This window comes from Olleya sp. Hel_I_94 (assembly GCF_007827365.1).
Classification (GTDB): domain Bacteria; phylum Bacteroidota; class Bacteroidia; order Flavobacteriales; family Flavobacteriaceae; genus Olleya.
Map to the genome: position 1 here is coordinate 2,801,081 of NZ_VISI01000002.1, position 22,640 is coordinate 2,823,720.

Annotated in this window: 23 protein-coding genes; 21 read left to right on the forward strand and 2 right to left on the reverse strand. The window is 32.1% G+C overall.

From position 1 onward, the window contains the following. The first annotated feature begins 1 nt into the window (after nt 1). The 13 genes from JM82_RS15625 (at nt 2) to JM82_RS15685 (ending at nt 13,108) form a co-directional block, all read left to right on the forward strand. Nucleotides 2-1,018, forward strand: a complete 1,017-nt coding sequence (locus tag JM82_RS15625; RefSeq protein ID WP_145006207.1) for an alpha/beta fold hydrolase — start codon at nt 2-4, stop codon at nt 1,016-1,018. Then, nucleotides 1,015-2,016 carry a homocysteine S-methyltransferase family protein gene (locus tag JM82_RS15630; protein ID WP_145006210.1) on the forward strand — a complete coding sequence of 334 codons (1,002 nt, stop codon included), beginning with the start codon at nt 1,015-1,017 and terminating at the stop codon, nt 2,014-2,016. The genes JM82_RS15625 and JM82_RS15630 overlap by 4 nt, the downstream gene beginning before the upstream one ends. Then, nucleotides 2,016-4,721 carry a methionine synthase gene (gene metH / locus JM82_RS15635; protein ID WP_145006213.1) on the forward strand — a complete coding sequence of 902 codons (2,706 nt, stop codon included), beginning with the start codon at nt 2,016-2,018 and terminating at the stop codon, nt 4,719-4,721. Before JM82_RS15630 ends, metH begins: the two co-directional genes overlap by 1 nt. Before the next feature lie 153 nt (nt 4,722-4,874). Next, the gene (metF, locus tag JM82_RS15640) at nt 4,875-5,831 is read left to right on the forward strand and encodes a methylenetetrahydrofolate reductase [NAD(P)H] (RefSeq protein WP_145006218.1); all 957 of its coding nucleotides are present in this window, start codon (nt 4,875-4,877) and stop codon (nt 5,829-5,831) included. A 26-nt stretch (nt 5,832-5,857) separates the two neighbouring features. Continuing rightward, on the forward strand, nt 5,858-6,265 hold the full coding sequence (locus JM82_RS15645; RefSeq protein WP_145006221.1) for an RrF2 family transcriptional regulator: 408 nt from the start codon (nt 5,858-5,860) through the stop codon (nt 6,263-6,265). A gap of 73 nt (nt 6,266-6,338) precedes the next feature. Next, entirely contained in the window at nt 6,339-6,605 is a 267-nt protein-coding gene (locus JM82_RS15650; protein WP_315897461.1) for a DUF2061 domain-containing protein, read from the forward strand. Continuing rightward, complete coding sequence (locus tag JM82_RS15655; RefSeq protein ID WP_145006226.1) at nt 6,602-7,219, forward strand: phosphoadenosine phosphosulfate reductase family protein; 618 nt, start codon at nt 6,602-6,604, stop codon at nt 7,217-7,219. Before JM82_RS15650 ends, JM82_RS15655 begins: the two co-directional genes overlap by 4 nt. Nucleotides 7,220-7,234: 15 nt before the next feature. Then, on the forward strand, nt 7,235-8,137 hold the full coding sequence (cysD, locus tag JM82_RS15660; protein ID WP_261375470.1) for a sulfate adenylyltransferase subunit CysD: 903 nt from the start codon (nt 7,235-7,237) through the stop codon (nt 8,135-8,137). A 76-nt stretch (nt 8,138-8,213) separates the two neighbouring features. Beyond that, nucleotides 8,214-9,461, forward strand: a complete 1,248-nt coding sequence (locus JM82_RS15665) for a sulfate adenylyltransferase subunit 1 (RefSeq protein WP_145006231.1) — start codon at nt 8,214-8,216, stop codon at nt 9,459-9,461. Nucleotides 9,462-9,591: 130 nt separating this feature from the next. Beyond that, nucleotides 9,592-10,338, forward strand: coding sequence for a serine O-acetyltransferase EpsC (gene epsC / locus JM82_RS15670; RefSeq protein ID WP_145006234.1), 747 nt, complete (start codon nt 9,592-9,594; stop codon nt 10,336-10,338). After that, nucleotides 10,335-11,213, forward strand: a complete 879-nt coding sequence (gene cysM / locus JM82_RS15675) for a cysteine synthase CysM (RefSeq protein WP_186439232.1) — start codon at nt 10,335-10,337, stop codon at nt 11,211-11,213. Before epsC ends, cysM begins: the two co-directional genes overlap by 4 nt. Before the next feature lie 58 nt (nt 11,214-11,271). Continuing rightward, nucleotides 11,272-12,363 carry an acyloxyacyl hydrolase gene (locus JM82_RS15680; protein ID WP_145006241.1) on the forward strand — a complete coding sequence of 364 codons (1,092 nt, stop codon included), beginning with the start codon at nt 11,272-11,274 and terminating at the stop codon, nt 12,361-12,363. 1 nt (nt 12,364) lies between these two features. After that, nucleotides 12,365-13,108: a head GIN domain-containing protein gene (locus JM82_RS15685; protein ID WP_145006244.1), complete on the forward strand. Its 744-nt coding sequence runs from the start codon at nt 12,365-12,367 to the stop codon at nt 13,106-13,108. Here JM82_RS15685 and gldA read toward each other — a convergent pair whose 3' ends face one another. After that, nucleotides 13,109-14,002 carry a gliding motility-associated ABC transporter ATP-binding subunit GldA gene (gene gldA / locus JM82_RS15690; protein ID WP_145006248.1) on the reverse strand — a complete coding sequence of 298 codons (894 nt, stop codon included), beginning with the start codon at nt 14,000-14,002 and terminating at the stop codon, nt 13,109-13,111. It lies immediately after the preceding gene. A 344-nt stretch (nt 14,003-14,346) separates the two neighbouring features. Here gldA and JM82_RS15695 point away from each other — a divergent pair, with 344 nt between their 5' ends. From JM82_RS15695 to JM82_RS15710, 4 genes are read left to right on the forward strand one after another with little or no spacing between them, the layout of a single operon-like run. Continuing rightward, the gene (locus JM82_RS15695; protein ID WP_145006251.1) at nt 14,347-15,174 is read left to right on the forward strand and encodes a prephenate dehydratase; all 828 of its coding nucleotides are present in this window, start codon (nt 14,347-14,349) and stop codon (nt 15,172-15,174) included. Then, a complete protein-coding gene (locus tag JM82_RS15700) occupies nt 15,171-16,313 on the forward strand; it encodes a pyridoxal phosphate-dependent aminotransferase (RefSeq protein ID WP_145006254.1) in 1,143 nt (380 codons plus the stop codon). Before JM82_RS15695 ends, JM82_RS15700 begins: the two co-directional genes overlap by 4 nt. Further along, nucleotides 16,313-17,164: a prephenate dehydrogenase gene (locus JM82_RS15705; protein ID WP_145006845.1), complete on the forward strand. Its 852-nt coding sequence runs from the start codon at nt 16,313-16,315 to the stop codon at nt 17,162-17,164. Before JM82_RS15700 ends, JM82_RS15705 begins: the two co-directional genes overlap by 1 nt. Nucleotides 17,165-17,217: 53 nt before the next feature. Then, the gene (locus tag JM82_RS15710; protein WP_145006257.1) at nt 17,218-18,300 is read left to right on the forward strand and encodes a bifunctional 3-deoxy-7-phosphoheptulonate synthase/chorismate mutase type II; all 1,083 of its coding nucleotides are present in this window, start codon (nt 17,218-17,220) and stop codon (nt 18,298-18,300) included. 57 nt (nt 18,301-18,357) lie between these two features. Here JM82_RS15710 and JM82_RS15715 read toward each other — a convergent pair whose 3' ends face one another. Then, on the reverse strand, nt 18,358-18,837 hold the full coding sequence (locus JM82_RS15715; protein ID WP_145006260.1) for a hypothetical protein: 480 nt from the start codon (nt 18,835-18,837) through the stop codon (nt 18,358-18,360). 113 nt (nt 18,838-18,950) lie between these two features. Here JM82_RS15715 and rsgA point away from each other — a divergent pair, with 113 nt between their 5' ends. From rsgA to JM82_RS15735, 4 genes are all read left to right on the forward strand, one after another. Continuing rightward, nucleotides 18,951-19,901 carry a ribosome small subunit-dependent GTPase A gene (rsgA, locus tag JM82_RS15720; protein ID WP_145006263.1) on the forward strand — a complete coding sequence of 317 codons (951 nt, stop codon included), beginning with the start codon at nt 18,951-18,953 and terminating at the stop codon, nt 19,899-19,901. Then, a complete protein-coding gene (gene dtd / locus JM82_RS15725; RefSeq protein WP_145006266.1) occupies nt 19,902-20,354 on the forward strand; it encodes a D-aminoacyl-tRNA deacylase in 453 nt (150 codons plus the stop codon). 1 nt (nt 20,355) lies between these two features. Then, nucleotides 20,356-20,547 carry a hypothetical protein gene (locus tag JM82_RS15730; protein ID WP_145006269.1) on the forward strand — a complete coding sequence of 64 codons (192 nt, stop codon included), beginning with the start codon at nt 20,356-20,358 and terminating at the stop codon, nt 20,545-20,547. Nucleotides 20,548-20,633: 86 nt separating this feature from the next. Continuing rightward, a complete protein-coding gene (locus JM82_RS15735) occupies nt 20,634-22,535 on the forward strand; it encodes a DUF3857 domain-containing protein (protein WP_145006273.1) in 1,902 nt (633 codons plus the stop codon). The last annotated feature ends 105 nt before the right edge of the window (nt 22,536-22,640 follow it).

Sequence of the window (22,640 nt, forward strand, 5' to 3'; positions counted from 1 at the left end):
AATGGAGAATTTAAAATATATAAATATCCCTGAGTTTGTTAACAATAATGGTAAGACATCAGATATTAAGTTGTCTTACCAATTATTTGGCAGACCATTACATACAGCACCAATTATATTGGTAAATCATGCACTTACTGGTAATTCTAATGTGGTTGGAGATCAAGGATGGTGGAATGATTTAATAGGTGATAATAAATGTATTGATACCTTACATTATACCATTTTAGCTTTTAATGTTCCAGGTAATGGTTATGATAATCTAGAAGAAAATCTGATACATAATTACCAGGAATTTACAGCTAGAAACATAGCCGAAATCTTTGCTTTAGGACTGCAACATTTATTAATTAATAAATTGTATGCCATCATTGGAGGTTCCGTTGGAGGAGGAATAGCTTGGGAGTTAGCTGTTTTAAAACCAAACTTAGCAGAGCATGTAATACCAATTGCTACAGATTGGAAAGTGACGGATTGGATTACCGCAAATTGCCATATTCAGGACGCAATCTTAAACAATTCAAATCAGCCTTTAAAAGATGCCAGAATGCACGCTATGACTTTATATCGTACGCCAGAATCTTTGACAAAAAAGTTTTCTCGTAGTAAAAATTCACAATCTTTATTTAAAGTCCAAAGTTGGTTAAGTTATCATGGAGACCAGTTGGATAGTAGATTTCATTTGTCAGCTTATAAATTAATGAATCAAATCCTAAAAACTATTGATATAACAAAAGGACGATTACCATTTAAAGACGTGGCTTCAGTCATTAAAGGTCACGTACATATTATAACAATTAATAGCGATTTGTTTTTCAAGGCTGATGAAAACTGGGAAACTTATATTGATTTAAAATCAGTCAAACAAAACGTAACTATTGGCGAGATTAAATCGCTTCATGGTCATGATGCTTTTTTAATAGAATTTGATCAGTTGTCTAGCTTATTAAACCCAATTTTTAAAAGTAAAGAAGTGTTAACAAACAAATTTGAAACTGTATTAAAAAAGTGTGTATGAGTAGTATTACAGAAGTCATTAAAAAGCGAATTTTAGTGCTTGATGGTGCAATGGGTACCATGTTACAACGCTATAATTTTACTGAAGAAGATTTTAGAGGCGAGCGTTTTAAAGACTATCCAACATCTTTAAAAGGAAATAATGATTTACTGTCATTAACCCAACCCAATGCTATTGCAGACGTACATCGTAAGTATTTTGAAGCTGGAGCAGATATAGTTGAAACCAACACATTTTCAGGAACAACCATCGCTATGGCAGACTATAAGATGGAAGATTTGGTTTACGAACTTAATTTTGAATCGGCTAAAATTGCTAAATATGTTGCTACGGAATTCACTAATAAAAACCCTGAAAAACCACGTTTTGTGGCAGGAAGTATTGGTCCTACAAATCGTACTGCAAGTCTAAGTCCAGATGTTAACAGACCAGAATTTAGAGCTGTAACATTTGATGACTTACGTATTGCCTATAAACAACAAGTAGAAGCCTTAATAGCTGGAGGAGTAGACTTATTGTTAGTCGAAACTATTTTTGACACATTAAATGCAAAAGCAGCATTATTTGCAATTGAAGAAGTAAAAGAAGAAAAAAACATAGACATTCCAATTATGGTTTCTGGTACCATTACAGATGCGTCTGGTCGTACACTGTCTGGTCAAACAGTTGAGGCTTTTTTAGCCTCAATTTCTCACGTGCCTTTGTTAAGTGTTGGCTTTAATTGTGCATTAGGCGCAAAGCAATTACAACCTTATTTAAAACGTCTATCAAATCAAACAGATTTTTACACGTCTGCACATCCAAATGCTGGACTACCAAATGCTTTTGGAGAATATGATCAAACTCCAGAAGAAATGAAAAACTTAATCGAAGGATATTTAAAAGACGATTTAATTAATATTATTGGTGGTTGCTGTGGGACAAATCCAGAACATATTAAAGCAATTGCTCAGGTTGTAAAAAGCTATAAACCAAGACAAATTAAACAACTAGCATAATGGACGACTGCGACTGTCAAAAATATTTAACGCTTTCTGGTTTAGAACCCTTAATTGTAACTCCAGAAAGTAATTTTATAAACGTAGGAGAGCGAACCAATGTTACAGGTTCTAGAAAGTTTTTACGTTTAATAAAAGAAGAAAAGTATACCGAAGCTTTAGCTGTAGCAAGAGATCAGGTAGAAGGTGGTGCACAAATTTTAGATGTCAACATGGACGAAGGTATGTTGGATGGCGTTTATGCGATGACTACTTTTTTAAATCTCATTGCTTCAGAGCCAGATATTTCCAGAATCCCTATAATGATTGATAGCTCTAAATGGGAAATTATTGAGGCTGGTTTAAAGGTGGTTCAAGGTAAATCTGTTGTAAATTCTATAAGTTTAAAAGAAGGAGAAACCGAGTTTATTCGTCAAGCTAAACTAGTAAAACGTTATGGAGCTGCTGTAATTGTAATGGCTTTTGATGAAAATGGTCAAGCAGATACGTATAAGCGTCGTATTGAAATTTGTGAACGTTCTTATAAAATATTGGTTGATATTGTCAATTTTCCTCCACAAGACATCATTTTTGATCCCAATATTTTTCCGGTTGCAACAGGAATGGAAGAACATCGTAAAAATGCATTAGACTTTTTTAATGCTACAAAGTGGATTAGACATAATTTACCATTGGCTAATGTGTCTGGTGGCGTAAGTAATGTGTCCTTTTCTTTTAGAGGAAACAATACTGTGCGTGAGGCTATGCATGCTTCGTTTTTGTTTCATGCCATAAAAAACGGAATGAATTTAGGAATTGTAAACCCAACGATGTTGGAGATTTATGATGAAATTGATAAGGAATTATTACAGTGCGTTGAAGACGTTTTGTTTGACAGACGTGAGGATGCTACTGAGCGTTTATTGGAGTTTGCCGAAACCGTAAAAGGCAATAAAAAAGAAACTACAGAAACGGTTCAGGAATGGAGAAATACCGAGTTGCAAAGCAGGATTACACATGCTTTAGTAAAAGGGATTGATACGTTTATAATTGAAGATGTTGAAGAGGCAAGACAATCTGTTTCACGACCAATTGAAGTTATTGAAGGTCATTTAATGATTGGGATGAGTGTAGTTGGAGATTTGTTTGGAAGCGGAAAAATGTTTTTGCCACAAGTAGTAAAATCGGCTAGAGTCATGAAAAAAGCTGTAGCGTATTTACAACCATTCATTGAGGCTGAAAAAGATGGAAAACAAGCCTTTGCTGGAAAAATTTTAATGGCTACTGTAAAAGGAGATGTACATGATATTGGTAAAAATATTGTGAGTGTAGTTTTAGGATGTAATAATTACCAGATTATAGATTTAGGTGTTATGGTTCCACCAGAAAAAATTATTGAAACAGCTATAAAAGAACAGGTTGATATTATTGGCTTAAGTGGTTTAATTACACCTTCATTAGACGAGATGGTTTATGTGTCCAAAGAAATGGAAAAACAAAACCTAAATATACCATTAATTATTGGTGGTGCAACGACGTCTAAAGCACACACGTCGGTTAAAATTGCACCTCATTATAAAGACGCTGTGGTACATATTAATGATGCCTCAAGAGCTGTAACTGTTGTTGGTGAATTACTAAATAAAAATAATGTTGTTTATAAGGAGCAAATTAGAGAAGAATACGATGTGTTTAGAGAAAAATTTTTAAACAGAACCAAACAAAAAGACTACATAAGTATTGAAGAGGCTAGAAAAAGAAAGTATAAAATAGATTGGCAAACCTCTAAAATTGTAAAGCCAAAACAATTAGGAATTCAAATAATCGAAGATTTTGATATTACAAAATTAGAAGCGTTTATAGATTGGTCTCCATTTTTTAGAAGTTGGGATTTGCATGGTAAATATCCAGATATTTTAACAGATAGCGTGGTTGGTACTCAAGCAACAGATTTGTTTATCGACGCTCAAGAATTATTAAAAAGAATTTTTGACGAAAAGCTATTAAAAGCAAAAGCCATCTTTGGGTTGTTTCCTGCTAATACCATAAATGATGATGACGTTGAAGTAAGTTTGTCACCTCGAGCGCAGTCGAGAGGTCTTACAAGTGAAGATAAAATTAAATTCCTAACCTTACGTCAACAATTAAAGAAAAGAGAAGGTGTGCCTAACCATGCCTTAGCAGATTTTATTGCTCCAAAAGAAACAGGAATACAAGATTATATTGGTGTTTTTTGCGTGTCTACTGGTTTTGGTACAGCAGAATTAGCAGAGCAGTTTGAAGCCGATAATGATGATTATAATTCGATTATGATTAAAGCGTTAGCAGATAGATTAGCCGAAGCTTTTGCGGAATATTTACACAAAGAAGTAAGAACAAAACATTGGGCTTATGCACAAGATGAAAGCTTAACTAACCAAGAATTAATTAAGGAAAATTATAACGGAATCCGTCCAGCTCCTGGTTATCCTGCGTGTCCAGATCATTTAGAAAAACAAACCATTTGGAAGCTATTAAATATAGAAGAAAATATTGGTGTAAAACTTACCGAAAGTCTTGCTATGTGGCCTGCAGCAAGTGTAAGTGGTTATTATTTTGGTAATCCTGAGGCTAAGTATTTTGGCTTAGGAAAAATCACGAAAGATCAATTATTGGATTATTCAAAACGAAAAAATATTAGCATAGAAGAAGCTACTAAATGGCTAAACCCAAATTTAGCGGATTAGTGTGTTAGCGATTGATGTGGCATCCTTTTTACGTCAGTTCGAGTAATACGACGTTAGGAGTATTGTATCGAGAACAAGTAAAAAGATATAACGGAAAGCGCGACCCTTGTGGTAACGCTATAAAAGTAATTGAGATATAATTATAGGTAATACATGAAAGTAACAGAACATATAACGAGAGGTAAAGGGAAAACGCAATTTTCGTTCGAGATTTTACCGCCTTTAAAAGGACAACATATCCAATCTATTTTTGATAATATTGATCCCTTAATGGCATTTAATCCGCCTTTTATTGATGTCACTTACCATCGTGAGGAGTATCATTACAAAGATTTGGGTGACGGATTGCTTAAAAAACAAGTGGTTAAAAAGCGTCCTGGAACCGTTGGAATTTGTGCTGCAATCCAAAATAAATATAATGTGGATGCCATTCCGCATATTTTATGTGGTGGTTTTACTAAAGAGGATACTGAGAATTTTTTAATTGATTTAGACTTTTTAAATATCGATAATGTAATGGCATTGCGTGGTGATGCTGTTAAAACTGAAACTTATTTTACGCCAGAAAAAGAAGGTCATGCGTATGCTAGTGATTTGGTAAAACAAATAACAGCTTTAAATAAAGCTAATTATTTGGATGATCAACTGCTTAATTGTAGTGCGACGGATTTTTGTGTTGGTGTTGGTGCATACCCAGAAAAACATATGGAAGCACCAAGTCTGGAAAGTGATATTCATTTTTTAAAAAAGAAGATTAAAAATGGTGCTGAATATGTGGTGACACAAATGTTTTTTGATAATCAAAAGTATTTTCAGTTTGTAGATAAATGCAGAAACGAAGGGATTACTGTGCCGATTATTCCTGGTTTAAAACCAATATCAACTTTAAAGCAGTTAAATGTTATTCCACATCGTTTTCATGTTGATTTGCCAGAAGCTTTAATTAAAAGTATTATTAAATGTAAAACTAATGTTGAGGTCAGACAGGTTGGTATTGAGTGGTGTATCCAGCAATCTTTAGAGCTTAAAAAAGCAGGCATACCAATGTTGCATTACTACTCGATGGGAAAAAGCGATAATATTAAAGCAATTGCCGAAGCTGTTTTTTAATAACAAAAAACGCTTACTTTTGTAATATGCTTTCTAAGAAAACAAAATACGGAATTAAGGCTTTAGTACACTTAGCTAAAAAGGACCAACGTTGTCCTGTGCAAATTAGTACGATATCTTCGGCTGAAAATATTTCTCAAAAATTTTTAGAGACAATCCTACTTACATTAAAAAAAAATGGGATTTTAGGTTCTAAAAAAGGAAAAGCAGGTGGTTATTACCTTTTAAAAGAGCCTAAAGGTGTTAGTATGGCAGATGTCATGCGTATTTTAGAAGGACCTATTGCAATGGTGCCTTGCGTAAGTTTAAATTTTTACGAGGCTTGTAGCGATTGTCCAGATGAAACCATTTGTGCTGTCCATAACTTAATGGAAGAGGTTAGAGATAGTTCTCTTAAAATTTTTAACAACAAGACTTTAGCAGATTTTATTTAATTTATTTGTGCAAACAAGCTGCAAGCTATACATTTGCATTTAATCTACTATTCCGATAGGAATTAAAGAGTAATTGAATTTAGATATGATTTTAGATGCGTTTTTTAAAGTAGAAAACAAAAAGAAGGAAGCTAAGTCATCCGAAGAGAACATTAATAGAAGCATCCTTAAAACAATAAGTTGGAGAGTTATTGGTACGTTAGATACTTTAGTAATTACCTATTTTATTACTGGCACTTTACAAATGGCTTTAAGTATTAGTTTTATAGAGTTTTTTTCTAAAATGTTACTTTACTTTTTTCATGAACGTGCTTGGAACAAAATTAAATTAGGAAAATGATACAAATAGATATAGATAGTATTAACCAAAAATTAAAAGATAAAACACCACAGGAGATTGTCAATTGGGCTATTGGTATTGCCAAAAACCCTTTGGTTACTACTAATTTTAGACCTTATGAAGCTGCAATATTACATTTAGTATCCAATCAAAAAAAGGATATAAAGGTAATTTGGTGCGACACAGGATATAATACGCCTAATACCTATAAACATGCCGAGTCGGTTATTAATACCCTAAATTTAAACGTAAAACTATATGTCCCAAAACAGACTGTTGCACATCGTGATGTAGTTTTAGGTATTCCTGATGTAAATGATCCTAATCATAAACTATTTACAGAACAAGTTAAGCTAGAGCCATTTACTAGAGCATTTTTAGAGCATAAACCAGATGTTTGGTTTACTAATTTGCGTAAAGGTCAAACTGCTTTTAGAGATAGTATTGATGTTGTATCTGTGGATAAAAATGGAGTAATTAAAGTTAGTCCATTTTATAATTTTACAGATGAAAGCCTTGATGCATATCTTGAAAAACATCAACTACCAAACGAGTTTAAATACTTTGATCCAACTAAAGTTTTAGGTAATAGAGAATGCGGTTTACACGCATAAATGATAAATAAAATAATGAAAAATACCTCACAAATAAATCCGTTAGAAAACGAAGCTATTTATATTTTTAGAGAAGTGGCAGCACAATTTGAAAAACCAGTTTTACTGTTTTCTGGAGGAAAAGACTCTATAACATTAGTAAGATTAGCTCAAAAGGCATTTTATCCTGCTAAGATTCCGTTTCCATTAATGCATATAGACACAGGTCATAATTTTCCTGAAACTATAGCCTTTAGAGACCGTTTGGTCAAAGAATTAGGTTTAGAATTAATAGTGAGAAATGTTCAGGATTCTATTGATCAAGGAAAAGTTAAAGAAGAATCTGGACGATACGCAAGCCGAAACCAATTACAAACAACAACACTTTTAGATGCTATTGAAGAGTTTAAATTTGATGCGTGTATTGGAGGAGCCAGACGTGATGAGGAAAAAGCAAGAGCAAAAGAACGTATCTTTTCAGTAAGAGATGATTTTGGACAATGGGACGAAAAAAATCAACGTCCCGAATTATTTGACATGCTAAATGGACAAATTGAATTGGGACAAAATGTACGTGTATTTCCAATTTCCAATTGGACGGAATTAGATGTTTGGTCCTATATAGAGGAAGAAAAAATTGAAATTCCTTCTATTTATTTTGCACATACAAGAGCTACTTTTTTAAGAGATGGATTAATATGGTCTGCTGACGATGACGTTGTTTATAGAGATGAAGATGAAGAAGTGATTGAAAGAATTGTACGTTTTAGAACCGTTGGAGATATGAGTTGCACAGCAGCTGTCTTATCCGAAGCTTCAGATATATCTAGTGTAGTACAAGAGATTCGCGATTCTTCAATATCAGAGCGAGGTGCTAGAATAGATGATAAGCGTTCTGAAGCTGCAATGGAGAAACGAAAACAACAAGGGTACTTTTAGAGAAGCCTTTTCATTCCTTGAAAAAGTAATATTTAATTTAATAATAAAAACTTCATTTTGAAGTCAAACATATAATATGGACGTATTAAAAATAGCAACAGCAGGTAGCGTTGATGATGGAAAAAGCACATTAATTGGAAGATTATTGTACGATACAAAATCACTTACTTCAGACAAATTAGAAGCTATAAAAAATAAAAGTCAGCAACTAGGTTATGATTATTTAGATTTTTCTTTGGCTACAGATGGTTTAGTTGCCGAGAGAGAACAGGGAATCACTATTGATGTTGCTCATATTTATTTTTCTACAGTTAACAAAAGTTACATCATTGCAGATACTCCAGGTCATGTTGAGTATACTAGAAATATGGTCACTGGTGCGTCAACGTCTCAAGCAGCTATTGTTTTAATAGATGCAAGAAAAGGAGTGATTGAGCAGACCAATCGTCATTTTTTTATAAATAATTTATTACGAATTAAGACCGTTATTGTAGCTATAAATAAGATGGATTTAGTTGATTTTTCTGAAGAGAGATACAATGAGATAAAATCTGAATTTGAAGTTTTGATGAGCAAACGAGACTATCAAGACCAAAACATTAAATTTATTCCAGTAAGTGCTTTAAAAGGTGATAATGTTGTTAATAAATCAGAAAATACACCTTGGTATACTGGTGAAACATTATTGGAGCATTTGGAAAATATTAATCAAAAAGATGTATTAAATACAGGTACACCTAGGTTTCCTGTGCAATATGTTATTCGTCCTAAAACCGAAGAATTTCACGATTTTAGAGGTTATGCAGGTAAGGTTTATGGAGGTGAATTAAGTGTTGGAGATGAGGTTGTTATTCTTCCTTCTCAGACTAAATCCAAGATTAAAGAGATTCATTTTTATAATCAAAAAGTACAAACTGCATCAAGACGCTCGTCGGTATTAATTACTTTAGATGATGATGTAAATATTAGTAGAGGAGACATGATTGTTAAAGCCAATGATTTACCTGTTATTGATAAACAATTTACAGCGACCATTTCTTGGATGGATTCTCAAAATTTAGCCTCAGGTAATAAGTATGTTATACAACATGGTGTCAACAAAGTATTAGCAAAAGTGGATACTATTCATCATAAAATAAATCCTGATTATTCTGGGATTGATCAGTCTGCACAGGTGTTGAACATGAATGATATTGCATCAGTGACTTTTAAATTAAATAAGCCTATATTTTATGATGCATTTAAAGACCATAGGACAAATGGTTCTTTTATTATTATAGATAGTAAATCTAATAATACGGTAGGTGCAGGATTTATACAATAGTAATTATTAAACAAATGCAATGGTATTATCTAAGTAATTGCTATTATTTTAAATAATTAAACTCCTATTATAAATACGCTAAATAGTCTAAAATTAGAAGTAACTTTATAGCCTCAAATAAAAACAGGTTATGCAGGAGACGTTACAAATTCCATTTAGGTTTAAAGAGAAAGTAGAAGACTTAGCAAAAGAGTTGTTTTATTGTGCGTTAGAGACTTCTGACCAACAGGAACAGCTTTTTAAAAATATTAAAGATGCCTTTTTTTATGTTTCTCAGGCATTAGATTGCGGAGTTTGTAATACAAAATGGGATCAGTTTAAAACAGGAGTTAAAGCTTTAAAACCAAAATTACAATTGGATGCAGAAGCTGCTTATAATAATGATCCTGCAGCAAAAAGTGTTAAAGAAGTTTATTTAGCTTACCCTGGATTTTACGCTATAGCAATGTATAGATTAAGTCATATTTTATGGCAATTAGATGTGCCTGTTTTACCACGTATGATATCGGAATATGCGCATGGTATAACTGGAGCAGATATACATCCTGGTGCTACAATTGGAGACTCATTTTTTATAGATCATGCTACAGGAGTTGTTATTGGAGAAACAGCAATTATATATAACAATGTAATTATTTATCAAGGAGTAACTCTTGGTGGTATTAAAGTCGAAAAAGCTTTAGAAAACACTAAAAGGCACCCAACAATTAAGGATAATGTTACCATTTATGCCAATGCCACTATATTAGGAGGTGACGTTATTATTGGAGAAGGATCTGTAATTGGAGCTAATGTATGGATCACTAAATCTATTCCAGAACAATCTTTAGTCACTTACAAATCAGATATTAAAATCACCAATAAATACAGCAAATGAGTATTTTAAAACAAATAGGTAACACACCATTAGTAGAAGCCACCAATTTAGTATCAAAACCTAACGTTAAGTTGCTTTTAAAACTAGAAGGTGATAATCCAGGAGGAAGTGTAAAAGATAGACCTGCTTATAATATGATTGCCGAAGCTGTAAAACGTGGCGACATAAAAAAAGGAGGACATATAGTAGAAGCTACAAGTGGTAACACTGGTATAGCTTTGGCTTATGTAGCCAGTTTATTTGGGATTAATATTTCTTTAGTAATGCCAGAAAACTCCACTATCGAGCGTGTCAAAACAATGCGAGCTTATGGAGCAGAGGTTGTTTTAACAGATGCCCAACGTGGTATTGAAGGCTCAAGAGATGTTGCTTTTAAAATGAGAGATGAAAAAGGTTATTTATTGTTAAATCAATTTGAAAATAACGACAACTGGAAAGCGCATTATAAAACCACAGGTCCAGAAATTTGGAAAGATACAAAAGGAGAAGTGACGCACTTTGTATCTGCAATGGGTACTACAGGAACCATTATGGGGACTTCAACATTTTTAAAAGAACAAAATAAAGACATTCAAATAATAGGTGCGCAACCAGCCGATGGATCTAGTATACCAGGCATCCGTAAATGGTCTCCAGATTACGTACCAAGTATTTTTAATCCATCTAAAGTTGATCAAGTTATCGAAGTTAGTCAAGAAGAAGCAACAGCAATGACTAAACGATTAGCAAAGGAAGAAGGTATCTTAGCAGGTATGAGTAGTGGTGGGTCTGTAGCAACCGCTATAAAATTAATCGAAACTTTAAATCAAGGCGTTGTCGTTGCAATTATTTGCGACAGAGGTGACCGTTATTTGTCTTCTACCTTATTTGATTAGTAATATGCATTAACGCTGTTTATAATTTAATTACTTTTGCGACTTAATTACAGTGTTAATGAAGTCTTATTTTAGTTGTTTATTTTTATGTTGTGTCTTTTTAGCTACAGCACAACAAGAAAAAAATCCGTTTACCTTAGATGCTAATTTTTTCTATGGAAATATAACAGAGCATAACAGTGATATTTCACATTTAATAAAAGGACACCCAACTGGTTTTATTTTAAGTTATAATAAAAAGACATTTGGTCAAAATGCTTGGGAAAGCAGATATAACTATCCAGATTATGGAGCGTCAATTATTTATCAGGATTTTAAAAATGAAACGTTAGGCAATAACCTTGGTGTCTATGCACATTATAATTTTTACTTTTTAAAACGAAACTTAGTATTCAGAATCGGTCAAGGCTTAGCATACAATTCTAATCCGTATGATAAGGTAGATAATTACCGTAATAATGCATTTGGTACACGCTTGTTAAGCAGTACTTATGTGATGCTTAATTATAAAAAAGAAAATATTTTTCAAGGATTTGGATTACAAACTGGTTTATCTTTAATCCATTATTCAAACGCTAACATTAAAGCGCCAAACAGCTCTATAAATAGTATTACATTAAATTTAGGAGTTAATTATCGTTTAGATTCAAATAATTCACCAGAATATATCAAGCATATTGACGAAGCATTTACAGAAAAAGTAAAGTATAATTTTGCTTTCAGAACAGGTGTTAACGAAAGTGATATTATAGATTCTGGACAATACGTTTTTTACATTGTTTCTGCATATGCAGATAAGCGTTTAAATAAAAAAAGTGCCATACAATTAGGAACAGATGTCTTTTTCTCTAATTTTTTAAAAACTCATATTAGATATAAATCAGTTGCCTTTCCTTTAGATAATGTCTCTGGAGACGAAGATTATAAACGTGTAGGTGTTTTTGTAGGTCATGAGTTATTTATTAGTAAAACATCATTAATTACACAACTAGGTTATTATGTGTATTACCCATTTGATTTTGAAGGTCGTGTTTATAATAGAGTAGGTTTAAAACGCTATTTTGGAGATAAAATTTATGGAGCTTTAACCCTTAAGTCTCATGGTGCCAAAGCAGAAGCAGTAGAATTAGGAATAGGAATAAGATTATAAGATGAAAAAAATAATATACATACTATCAGTAATAGTTCTATTTAGTTGTGATTCTGAAAACGCACCAGATTGTTTTCAAAATTCGGGAGATATCGTACAACAAGAAATTGCTGTAGATGGGTTTACCAAGATTACGGTATATGAAAATATCGAATTATTTATAGAACAAGGTCTGACGCAAAAAGTAGTTTTAGAAACTGGAGAAAACTTAGCAAACGATGTTGATGTCTATGTGGAAAACGGACGATTGATTTTAAAGGACAATAACGGTTGTAATTTAACAAGGGATTATGGGATTACTAAAATATATGTTACCACACCTAACGTGACAGAAGTTAGAAACAGTAGTAATTTAGACGTGCATAGTATTGGTGTTTTAAATTTTCCAGATTTAAAATTGTATTCTGAAGATGATTCTGGAGATTATTATAATGTAGGTGTTTTTAATATGGAAGTTAATTGTACCGATTTAGTAGTGGTAATTAATAATATAACTACAAATATAATCTCTGGTACAACAGAGAATTTAAGAGTTAATCATGCGTCTGGTAATGGGCGTTTTGAAGGACGCTATTTAATAGCTCAAAACGTAACTATTTATCATCGTGGTACAAATGATATTATAGTAAATCCGCAACTTAGCTTAATAGCTAGTTTGGTTAGTACAGGAGATGTTATCGCTGTTAATACACCACCAACAGTTACAATTTCGCAACAATTTGATGGACAAGTAATTTTTGAGTAACTAACTTGTTAGTTCTCTAAATAGACTTTCTAGACTTGCGTTTTTTTGATTAAGTTGTAAAATCTTTAATTCGTTATCATGAGCAAAATCAAAGACATGGCTACGCATATCTTCTGACGTTCCAAACGTGATTTCGTAAGTAAAATCGTGGATGTTTTTAACATGTTTTGCATTAGGTAATTTTAATAAAAAAGCTTCTTCAATTCTATAATCAAATTCCACAATAACAATTTGTTGCTGTCCATCGCGCAATTCTTTTAGTTTTTTGTTGGCAACAATTTCACCGTTATTAATAATAATAACACGATCGCACATGGCTTCAACTTCTTGCATAATGTGTGTAGATAAAAATACAGTTTTATCTTTTCCTAAATTTTTAATTAGATTTCTAATGTCAATTAATTGATTAGGATCCAGACCTGTCGTAGGTTCGTCTAAGATTAAAACCTCAGGATTATGTAGTAAGGCGTTTGCTAAACCAACACGTTGTCTGTAACCTTTGGATAGTTGTCCAATAGTTTTATGTGCCTCAGGTGTTAATCCAGTAAGCGTAATAACCTCTTCAATACGCGATTTGTCAACATTATAGACATTAGCGTTAAAGCTTAAATATTCTCTTACATATTGTTCTAAATATAAAGGGTTGTGTTCTGGTAAATAGCCAACACTTTTTTGAACATTTTTTGTGTCAGTTAAAATATGATGTCCATTAACTTCCGCATCGCCTGATGTAGGATTGATGTAGGTTGTTAAGATTTTCATCATTGTAGATTTTCCTGCGCCATTAGGACCTAAAAAACCGACAATTTCGGGACGATTAATTTCAAAAGAAATATTGTTTAAAGCCTTCTGCGAGCCATAAACCTTAGTTATGTTTTCTACTTTAATTGACATGTTTATAATCTTTACTCAAAAATAGACATTCTGTAATTTAAACCATAGATTATTAGTAAATCTTTAAATCTTTACTAAAAACCACAAAAATAGGTGCTTAGTGTTTTGTTATATCATTTTATTAGTTACTTTAGCAATATTATTATAAACATGAGCACAATAAACAATACATATTTTAGCTGGTATTATTTCTTTTTTAACAAAAGGAACGAGACGCTGTATATGTAATTTAGCAACATATATTTTTTAAAAAAGTCTCGATATATATCGAGACTTTTTTTTGTTTTAATAAGTCAGGATTACACAAAACAAATAGGATAACTCAATTAAAAAAGAATAATAAATTGATAAAATCAGTAGCTATACAAGGTATTAAAGGATCATTTCATCACATTGTGTCTCAAAATTATTTTCAGACTAATGTTAGTATTGTTCCGTTTTTGTCTTTTGACCAAACAGTGGAAAGTGTCCTTAATAAACAGACAGATGCAGCAATAATGGCTATTGAAAACTCAATTGCAGGCTCCATTATACCTAATTATGCGCTAATTGATACTAATAATTTACACGTAGTAGGAGAGTATTATTTAGATATTCAACACAACTTAATGGCTTTGCCAAATCAAAAGATTGAGGACATTACAGAAGTATATTCTCATCCTATGGCTTTGTTGCAATGTAAAGCCTTTTTTAAGCAATATCCTCATATTAAACTTATAGAAGATAAGGATACTGCTGAGGTTGCGGAACGTATCCATAATAAACAATTAAAAAATACAGGAGCTATTGCAAGTACTTTAGCTGCGCAGATATTTGAGCTAGATATTTTAGCAAAAAGCATCCAGACTATTAAGCATAACGAAACCCGTTTTGTTATTGTAAAACAAGATAATTCTGAAATCGCTGAAGCGGAAATTAATAAAGCGTCTATAAAATTTGAATTAGACCATAAAAGAGGAAGTTTAGCAACCATTTTAAATGTCATGAGTGATTGCAAATTAAACTTAACAAAAATACAATCTTTGCCAATCATTGAAACTCCTTGGAAGTATGCCTTTTTTGTGGATGTAACCTTTCAAGATTATCAAGATTTCAAAAAAGCAAAATCTATAATGGATATTATGGCCACCCATTTTAAAGTTATAGGTCAATATAAAAATGCGAAAATATAATGAAAGTAGCTAACAGATTACATAGTGTAGAGGAATACTACTTTTCTAAAAAATTAAAGGAAGTCAATGCTTTAAAAGCAGCAGGAAAACCTATAATTAATTTAGGAATTGGAAGTCCAGATTTACAACCATCAAGCCAAGTTGTTGCAGCGTTAACAGCAGGTTTATTAGATATTAATGCACATAAATATCAAAGTTATCAGGGCTTGCCAGAGTTTAGACAAGCTATTTCAGAATTTTATAAAAAACAATATCAAACACAGATTAATCCAGATACAGAAGTGTTACCATTAATGGGAAGTAAAGAAGGGATTATGCATATTTCTATGGCTTTTTTAAATGAAGGTGATAGTGTCTTGATTCCTAATCCAGGCTATCCTACATATGCAGCTGTGACTAAATTAGTGCAAGCTAATCCTATCGCTTATAATTTAGATGAATGCAATAATTGGCTACCTAATTTAGACGAGATTAAAACTTTAGATTTAAGTAAAGTTAAACTAATGTGGATCAGTTATCCACATATGCCAACAGGAGCAAAGGCTAAAAAAGCAGATTTAAAAAAGTTAGTAGATTTTGCTAAAAAGCATGATATATTGCTAGTAAATGACAACCCTTATAGCTTTATTTTAAACGATAATCCGATAAGTATTTTAAACATAGAAGGCGCAAAAGAGGTGTGTTTAGAGTTAAACTCACTTAGCAAAACTTTTAATATGGCTGGTTGGAGAGTAGGTATGGTGTTAGGAAGTCAAGACCATATTAATGCAGTTTTAAAAGTGAAAAGCAATATGGATTCTGGTATGTTTTATGGCATTCAAAAAGGCGCAATTGCAGCACTAGAGAGCTCACAAGATTGGTTTGATAATTTAAACAAAGTGTATAAAACACGTCGTAAATTAGTATGGCAATTGGCAGATAAATTAAACTGTACGTATGATAAAAATGCCTCAGGTTTATTCGTTTGGGCAAAAACACCAGAAGGTTATAAATCAGAAACATTTATAGATACATTGTTACACGATAAAAGCCTATTTATAACACCAGGAACGGTTTTTGGAACACAAGGCGAAGGATATGTAAGATTTTCGTTATGTGCAACGACTGACCAAATAGAAGAAGCAATAGCAAGAGTATGATACAAAATATATACATAATTGGTGTAGGATTAATTGGTGGTAGCTTGGCTTTGGATATAAAAAATAAGCGTCCAGAAGTTTCAGTTTACGGTATAGATAATTCTGAAGACCACTTAAATCAAGCTTTGGAGCTGGGTGTTATAGACCATAAAGCAGTTTTGGAGGATTTAGATAAGGCAGATTTAGTTGTGTTAGCTATTCCTGTGGATGCTTCAGTAATTGTTTTGCCTCAAGTTTTAGATAAAATATCAGATTTCACGTTAGTTGCAGATGTTGGTTCGACTAAGTCAGACATATGTAAAGTTGTAGAAAATCATAAAAGACGACGTAATTTTTTAGCAATGCATCCTATTGCAGGAACGGAGTTTTCTGGACCAAAAGCAGCAATCAGAAATCTGTTTAATCAAAAAACAAATATTATTTGCGAAGTAGAAAAAACAGCTTTTAAATTACAAGAAAAAGCGGTTAGTTTATTTACAGATATTGGGATGCGCATGCGTTACATGAATCCCGAATCGCACGACAAGCATATTGCTTACGTATCGCATTTATCACACATTAGTGCGTTTATGCTAGGTAAAACGGTTATTGAAAAAGAAAAGAATGAGCGTGATATATTTGATATGGCAGGTTCAGGGTTTGAAAGTACTGTAAGATTAGCCAAAAGTAGTCCTGCTATGTGGACACCAATTTTTAAACAGAATAAAACTAATGTAGTCGAAACGTTAGACGATTACATTGCTAATTTAACACAGTTTAAAAAACTGATAGAAAATGATGATTTTGAAGGTGTTTTTAACGAAATGAAAGACACTAATTACATAAAACAAATATTAAACGGAATACAATAAATAGTAATACCTCTAAAATTCTAAATAATTTTGAGGCTTTAGATTAGAAGATTATGGAAAATAAAAAAGAAATGAGAAACTGGTTGGATGACATGAAGTTAGATCATCCATTAGTAATCGCTGGACCATGTAGTGCAGAGACAGAAGAGCAAGTATTAAAAATAGCACACGAGCTAAAAGATACTGATGTTAGCTATTTTAGAGCAGGTATATGGAAACCTCGTACAAGACCAGGAATGTTTGAGGGTGTTGGTGCTTTAGGTTTAAATTGGCTTAAAAAAGTTAAAGAAGAAACAGGTATGAAAACCTGTACTGAAGTTGCTAATGCTGCACACGTAAAATTGGCTATCGAAAATGATGTTGATTTACTATGGATTGGTGCACGATCTACAGTTAGTCCATTTATCATGCAAGAATTAGCAGATGCATTAGCTGGAACAGATAAAATTGTATTGGTTAAAAATCCAGTAAATCCAGACTTAGCGTTATGGTTAGGTGGTATTGAAAGATTATATACTGCAGGTATTAAAAACTTAGGTGCTATCCATAGAGGATTTTCTACTTACGAAAAAACGAAGTATAGAAATATTCCGGAATGGCAAATTGCTATCGAGTTTCAAAACAGATTTCCTGATTTACCGTTAATAAACGATCCGTCGCATATTACTGGAAAACGTGATATGGTTTTTGATGTCTCTCAAACTGCATTAGATTTAAATTTTGATGGATTAATGATTGAAACGCATACAGATCCTGATAACGCGTGGAGTGATGCTGCACAGCAAGTTACACCTACATCATTAATCCAGATGATGGTAGATTTAAAGATTAGAAAAGAGTCTGATCCAGAAGCAGAATACAATCAAGAGTTAACTAACCTAAGAGCACAAATTGATGTTGTAGATAATCAGATTATCGAAGCTTTAGGTAAGCGTATGAAAATTGCTGACGGAATTGGAGGTCTTAAAAAAGAGAAAAACGTTGCAGTTTTACAAAGCAAACGTTGGAACGAGATTTTAGGAAAAATGGTTTTAGAAGGTGAGTCTAAAGGTCTAAGTGAAGAGTTTATCTTAAAAATGTTTAAGGCAATTCACCAAGAATCAATTAATCATCAAGAAAAAATTATAAAAGGATAATTTTAATTTTTAATATAAAAAAAAAAGCCTCTTAAATTTAAGAGGTTTTTTTGTGTTTTAAAGTGTTCTTTTAAACGTGTATCTGGTAATAAAAATACCTTTGCCATCGCCTTTTCCACCTTCACTTTCAACACCAGTATTTATAAAAGCTAATTCCCATCCTTGAGCAACCATATCGTTAACTTTTGAAGTCATAACTGCATCGTTGGCAGCTATATTTTGAAATCTAATTCCACCTAAATTATAAAAATTTAATAGCTTAGTTTCGTCATAATTTTTAACTCTGATTTCATTTCTTTTAGATTTGTTTTTTTCATCAGAATCTTTATCATCAGAGCGCACAGTTGTAAATTCTTTGTAGTCTTTAGTTTCATTTGCAGATATCATTCTAGAACGACCCAAACCATTAGGTACTATAGATTCTACAACAGTTACAACCTTATACTCTACCTGACCACTTTTGTCAGATTTAGTAATAAATGAGAATGAAATAAAGCCAACAATGGCTAATGCGATAAATAAATAGTTTTTTTTCATGATATAAGTTTATGTTAAGACACGAAGTTAATAAAAATTTTAAACCGACAAAGGATGCCATTTGGTGCTGATTTTTGTAGGAATAGAGGATAATAATTTTCATATTTGTAGTAATGACAGGACGCGTATACAAATCTACAGGTAGTTGGTACACAGTAAAGACCCAATTAGGTCAAACTTACGAGTGTAGAATAAAAGGTAAGTTTAGACTTAAAGGTATTAAAAGCACAAATCCAATTGCTGTTGGAGACTTTGTGGATTTTGAATTAGATACAAAGTCTGATCAAGAAACAGGTGTAATTAACACCATTCATGACAGGCAAAACTATATTGTCCGTAAATCCGTAAATCTATCCAAACAAACACACATTATTGCGTCAAATATTGACCAAGTGTTTTTGTTAGTTACTATTGATAATCCACCAACATTTACAAGTTTTATAGATCGGTTTTTAGTAACAGCAGAGGCTTATGATATTAAAGCGGTTTTATTATTTAATAAAATTGATACTTACGATCAAGATACCTTAGATGAGGTAAGGTATTTAGCTCATGTATACCGTCAAATTGGTTATGAATGTATAGGTATTTCGGCTACGACCGGAAAAAATCTAGAGCAAGTTAAAGGCTTAATGGAAGGCAAGGTAAGTATGTTTACTGGTCATTCTGGTGTTGGAAAATCAACATTGGTCAATGCTATAGAGCCAGCTTTAGACCTAAAAACTAAAGCCATATCCATGCAACACATGCAAGGTCAACACACCACAACTTTTGCAGAGATGTTTGACTTAAGTTTTGATGCTAAAATTATTGATACACCAGGAATAAAAGGGTTTGGTGTGGTAGATATGGAAAAAGAAGAAATTGGAGACTATTTTCCAGAATTTTTTGCCTTAAAACAAGATTGTAAGTTTAATAACTGTTTACATATCGAAGAACCTAAATGTGCTGTTAAAGATGCTTTAGAAAAAGATGAAATCGCAGCATCACGATATAAAAGTTATGTACAAATTGTAGAAGGAGACGAGGAACATTACAGAACCGATATCTGGAATCAAGAATAAATGAAAGCAGTCATTCAAAGAGTTAGTAAAGCAAGCGTAACTATTGAAGGTGATTTAGTAGCTAATATTAACAGTGGACTAATAATTTTACTAGGTATTGTAGAGCAAGATACGCAAGATGATATGGATTGGTTAGTCAACAAAATTGCTAATTGTCGCATATTTAATGATGACAATCAAGTTATGAATAAATCATTAATAGACATAAATGGTGAGGCGTTGGTTGTAAGCCAATTTACACTACATGCAAGTACCAAAAAAGGAAATAGACCAAGTTATATCAAGGCTGCAAAACCTGATATTGCAATCCCTTTGTATGAAGCTTTTGTAAAGCAATTACAATCTGTTTTAGATAAACCTGTACAAACAGGTCAGTTTGGCGCAGACATGAAAGTGGAGTTGTTAAATGATGGTCCAGTAACTATCATTATAGATTCTAAAAACAAAGAGTAGCATGAAAAAAAAGGTAATTACATTTTTTGTTTCCGCATTGTTTTACGGAGTTTTAAGTTATCTAATTAATTATTTTGTAAAATCTGATTATACAAATAATCAAATAATTAATATGTCTATCTTTTTTGGAGTGGCTATGGGATTATTTGAAACTTTAGTTAGGCCACTAATTTTTAAAACAAAAACTAAGTAATAAAGTAAGCGTAATTACAGGATTTATTCAAGTTATGTGTTTTACATTTTCTACAAATTTTATATATTAGAGTTTAATTATTTTAAATGTCTACAACTACACTATTTAGAAGTATTTTTTTGATACTTTTTTTCTCCATAAATACTTTTGCTCAGGATACATATCAAGCACTTCTAATTGATTCGGATTTAAAAAAAAATGCCAATGCAATTATTAGATCTAGTCATACCGAAATTACTATTGACGCTAAGGATAAGCTAATTACAAACCAGAAACGTGCTGTTACTGTCCTTAATAAATATGGTCAAAAACACGAAGGTGCATATGTGTATTATGACGATTCTAAATCCATAAAAACACTAGAGGCTGTAATATATGATGCTTTTGGAAAAGAGGTTAAAAAGTACAAAAAAAGAGATTTTTTGGATGTAAGTGTAGCAGATGGTATTTCAATTTTTAATGATAATAGAGCCAAACGTATAGATTATACACCAAGCGCTTATCCATATACTATTGTTTTTAACTTAGAAACAGTATCAACAAACACTGCATTTTTACCACAATGGTATCCAATAGAAGGCTATCACTTAAGTACAGAACAATCTTCGGTAAAAATCATTAATAATTCTGAGATACAATTAAGCTATAAAGAAACAAACTTGGATAGTTTTAAAATTGAAAAAAAGTCTGAATTCTACTATGAAGCTAAAAACATTCCTGCTATAAACTATGAAGCTTATAGTCCATCGTTTACAGAAACAGTTCCCTCTGTTAAATTTGCGCTAAAACAGTTTAGTATGGAAAGTGTAGAAGGCGAAAACAAAGATTGGAATGAGTTTGGAAAATGGATTAATGATAAGTTAATTGCAGGAACCCAAGAGTTACCAGAAACAGTAAAATTAGAAATTTTAAACCTTACTGCAGACGCAAAAACGCCTTTAGAAAAAGCCAAAATTGTATACAATTATATGCAAAACAAAACACGCTATATAAGTGTTCAAATAGGTATTGGAGGTTGGAAGCCTATGTTGGCAAGTGACGTAGATAGGTTGGGTTATGGAGATTGCAAAGGATTGTCCAATTACACTAAGGCCTTGTTAGATGTTGTTGGTGTGCAGTCTTATTATACCATTGTTTATGGAGACTCAGATATAAGAGATATAGATACTTCTTTCTCATCCTTACAAGGTAATCATGCAATTTTATCCATTCCAGATAATAATAGTTATATTACTTTAGAGTGTACAGATCAAACCGTTCCGTTTGGTTATAATGCTAATTTTACGGATGACAGAGATGTGCTTATAGTTACACCAACAGGAGGTCAAATAGTACATACCAAAGCCTATGAAACCAATGAGAATTCTCAAGTGACTAATGCGACGGTTAATTTAGATAATAGCGGAAGTATTATTGCTGAAATAAACATTAAATCTAAAGGCACGCAATATTCCAAATATAGAAGGTTAGAAGCACAAACCGAAAAAGAAAATATACTAGATTATAAAGATAATTTTGATGGTATTAATAATATTCAAATAACTAATTTGTTATTTAATAATAACAAAGATAATATTGAGTTTGAAGAGCAAATTGCTTTAAATGCCAAAAACTATGCTAAAAAAGTAGGTAACAGATTATTGTTTGAACCCAATCTATTTAATAAATCAAAAAAAATACCTCCAAAATATGCTAATCGTAAATTACCGTTTAAAATTAATAGAGGGTTTATAGATACTGATCAATACACAATAATATTACCTGAAAATTTAAAAATAGAAGCGCTACAAGAGGATGTCACTATAAAAAACAAGTTTGGATCATATCAATTTTCTATTACAAAAAATAATGAAAACACCTTAGTGTACAACAGAAAGTTAATAATAAATAAAGGAGATTTCAGTAAAGAAGACTATAAAGCCTATAGGTTGTTTAGAGCTGAAGTAGCTAAGCACGATGCTTCAAAAATAGTATTACAAACTATTTAAAGCATAAAACTAGGTAATTATAAAAACGTATTTCGTTATACATATTTATTAAAACAAACTAGTTACACTATTCAAATAGTAGTAAATTTATAAATTGAAAAACAG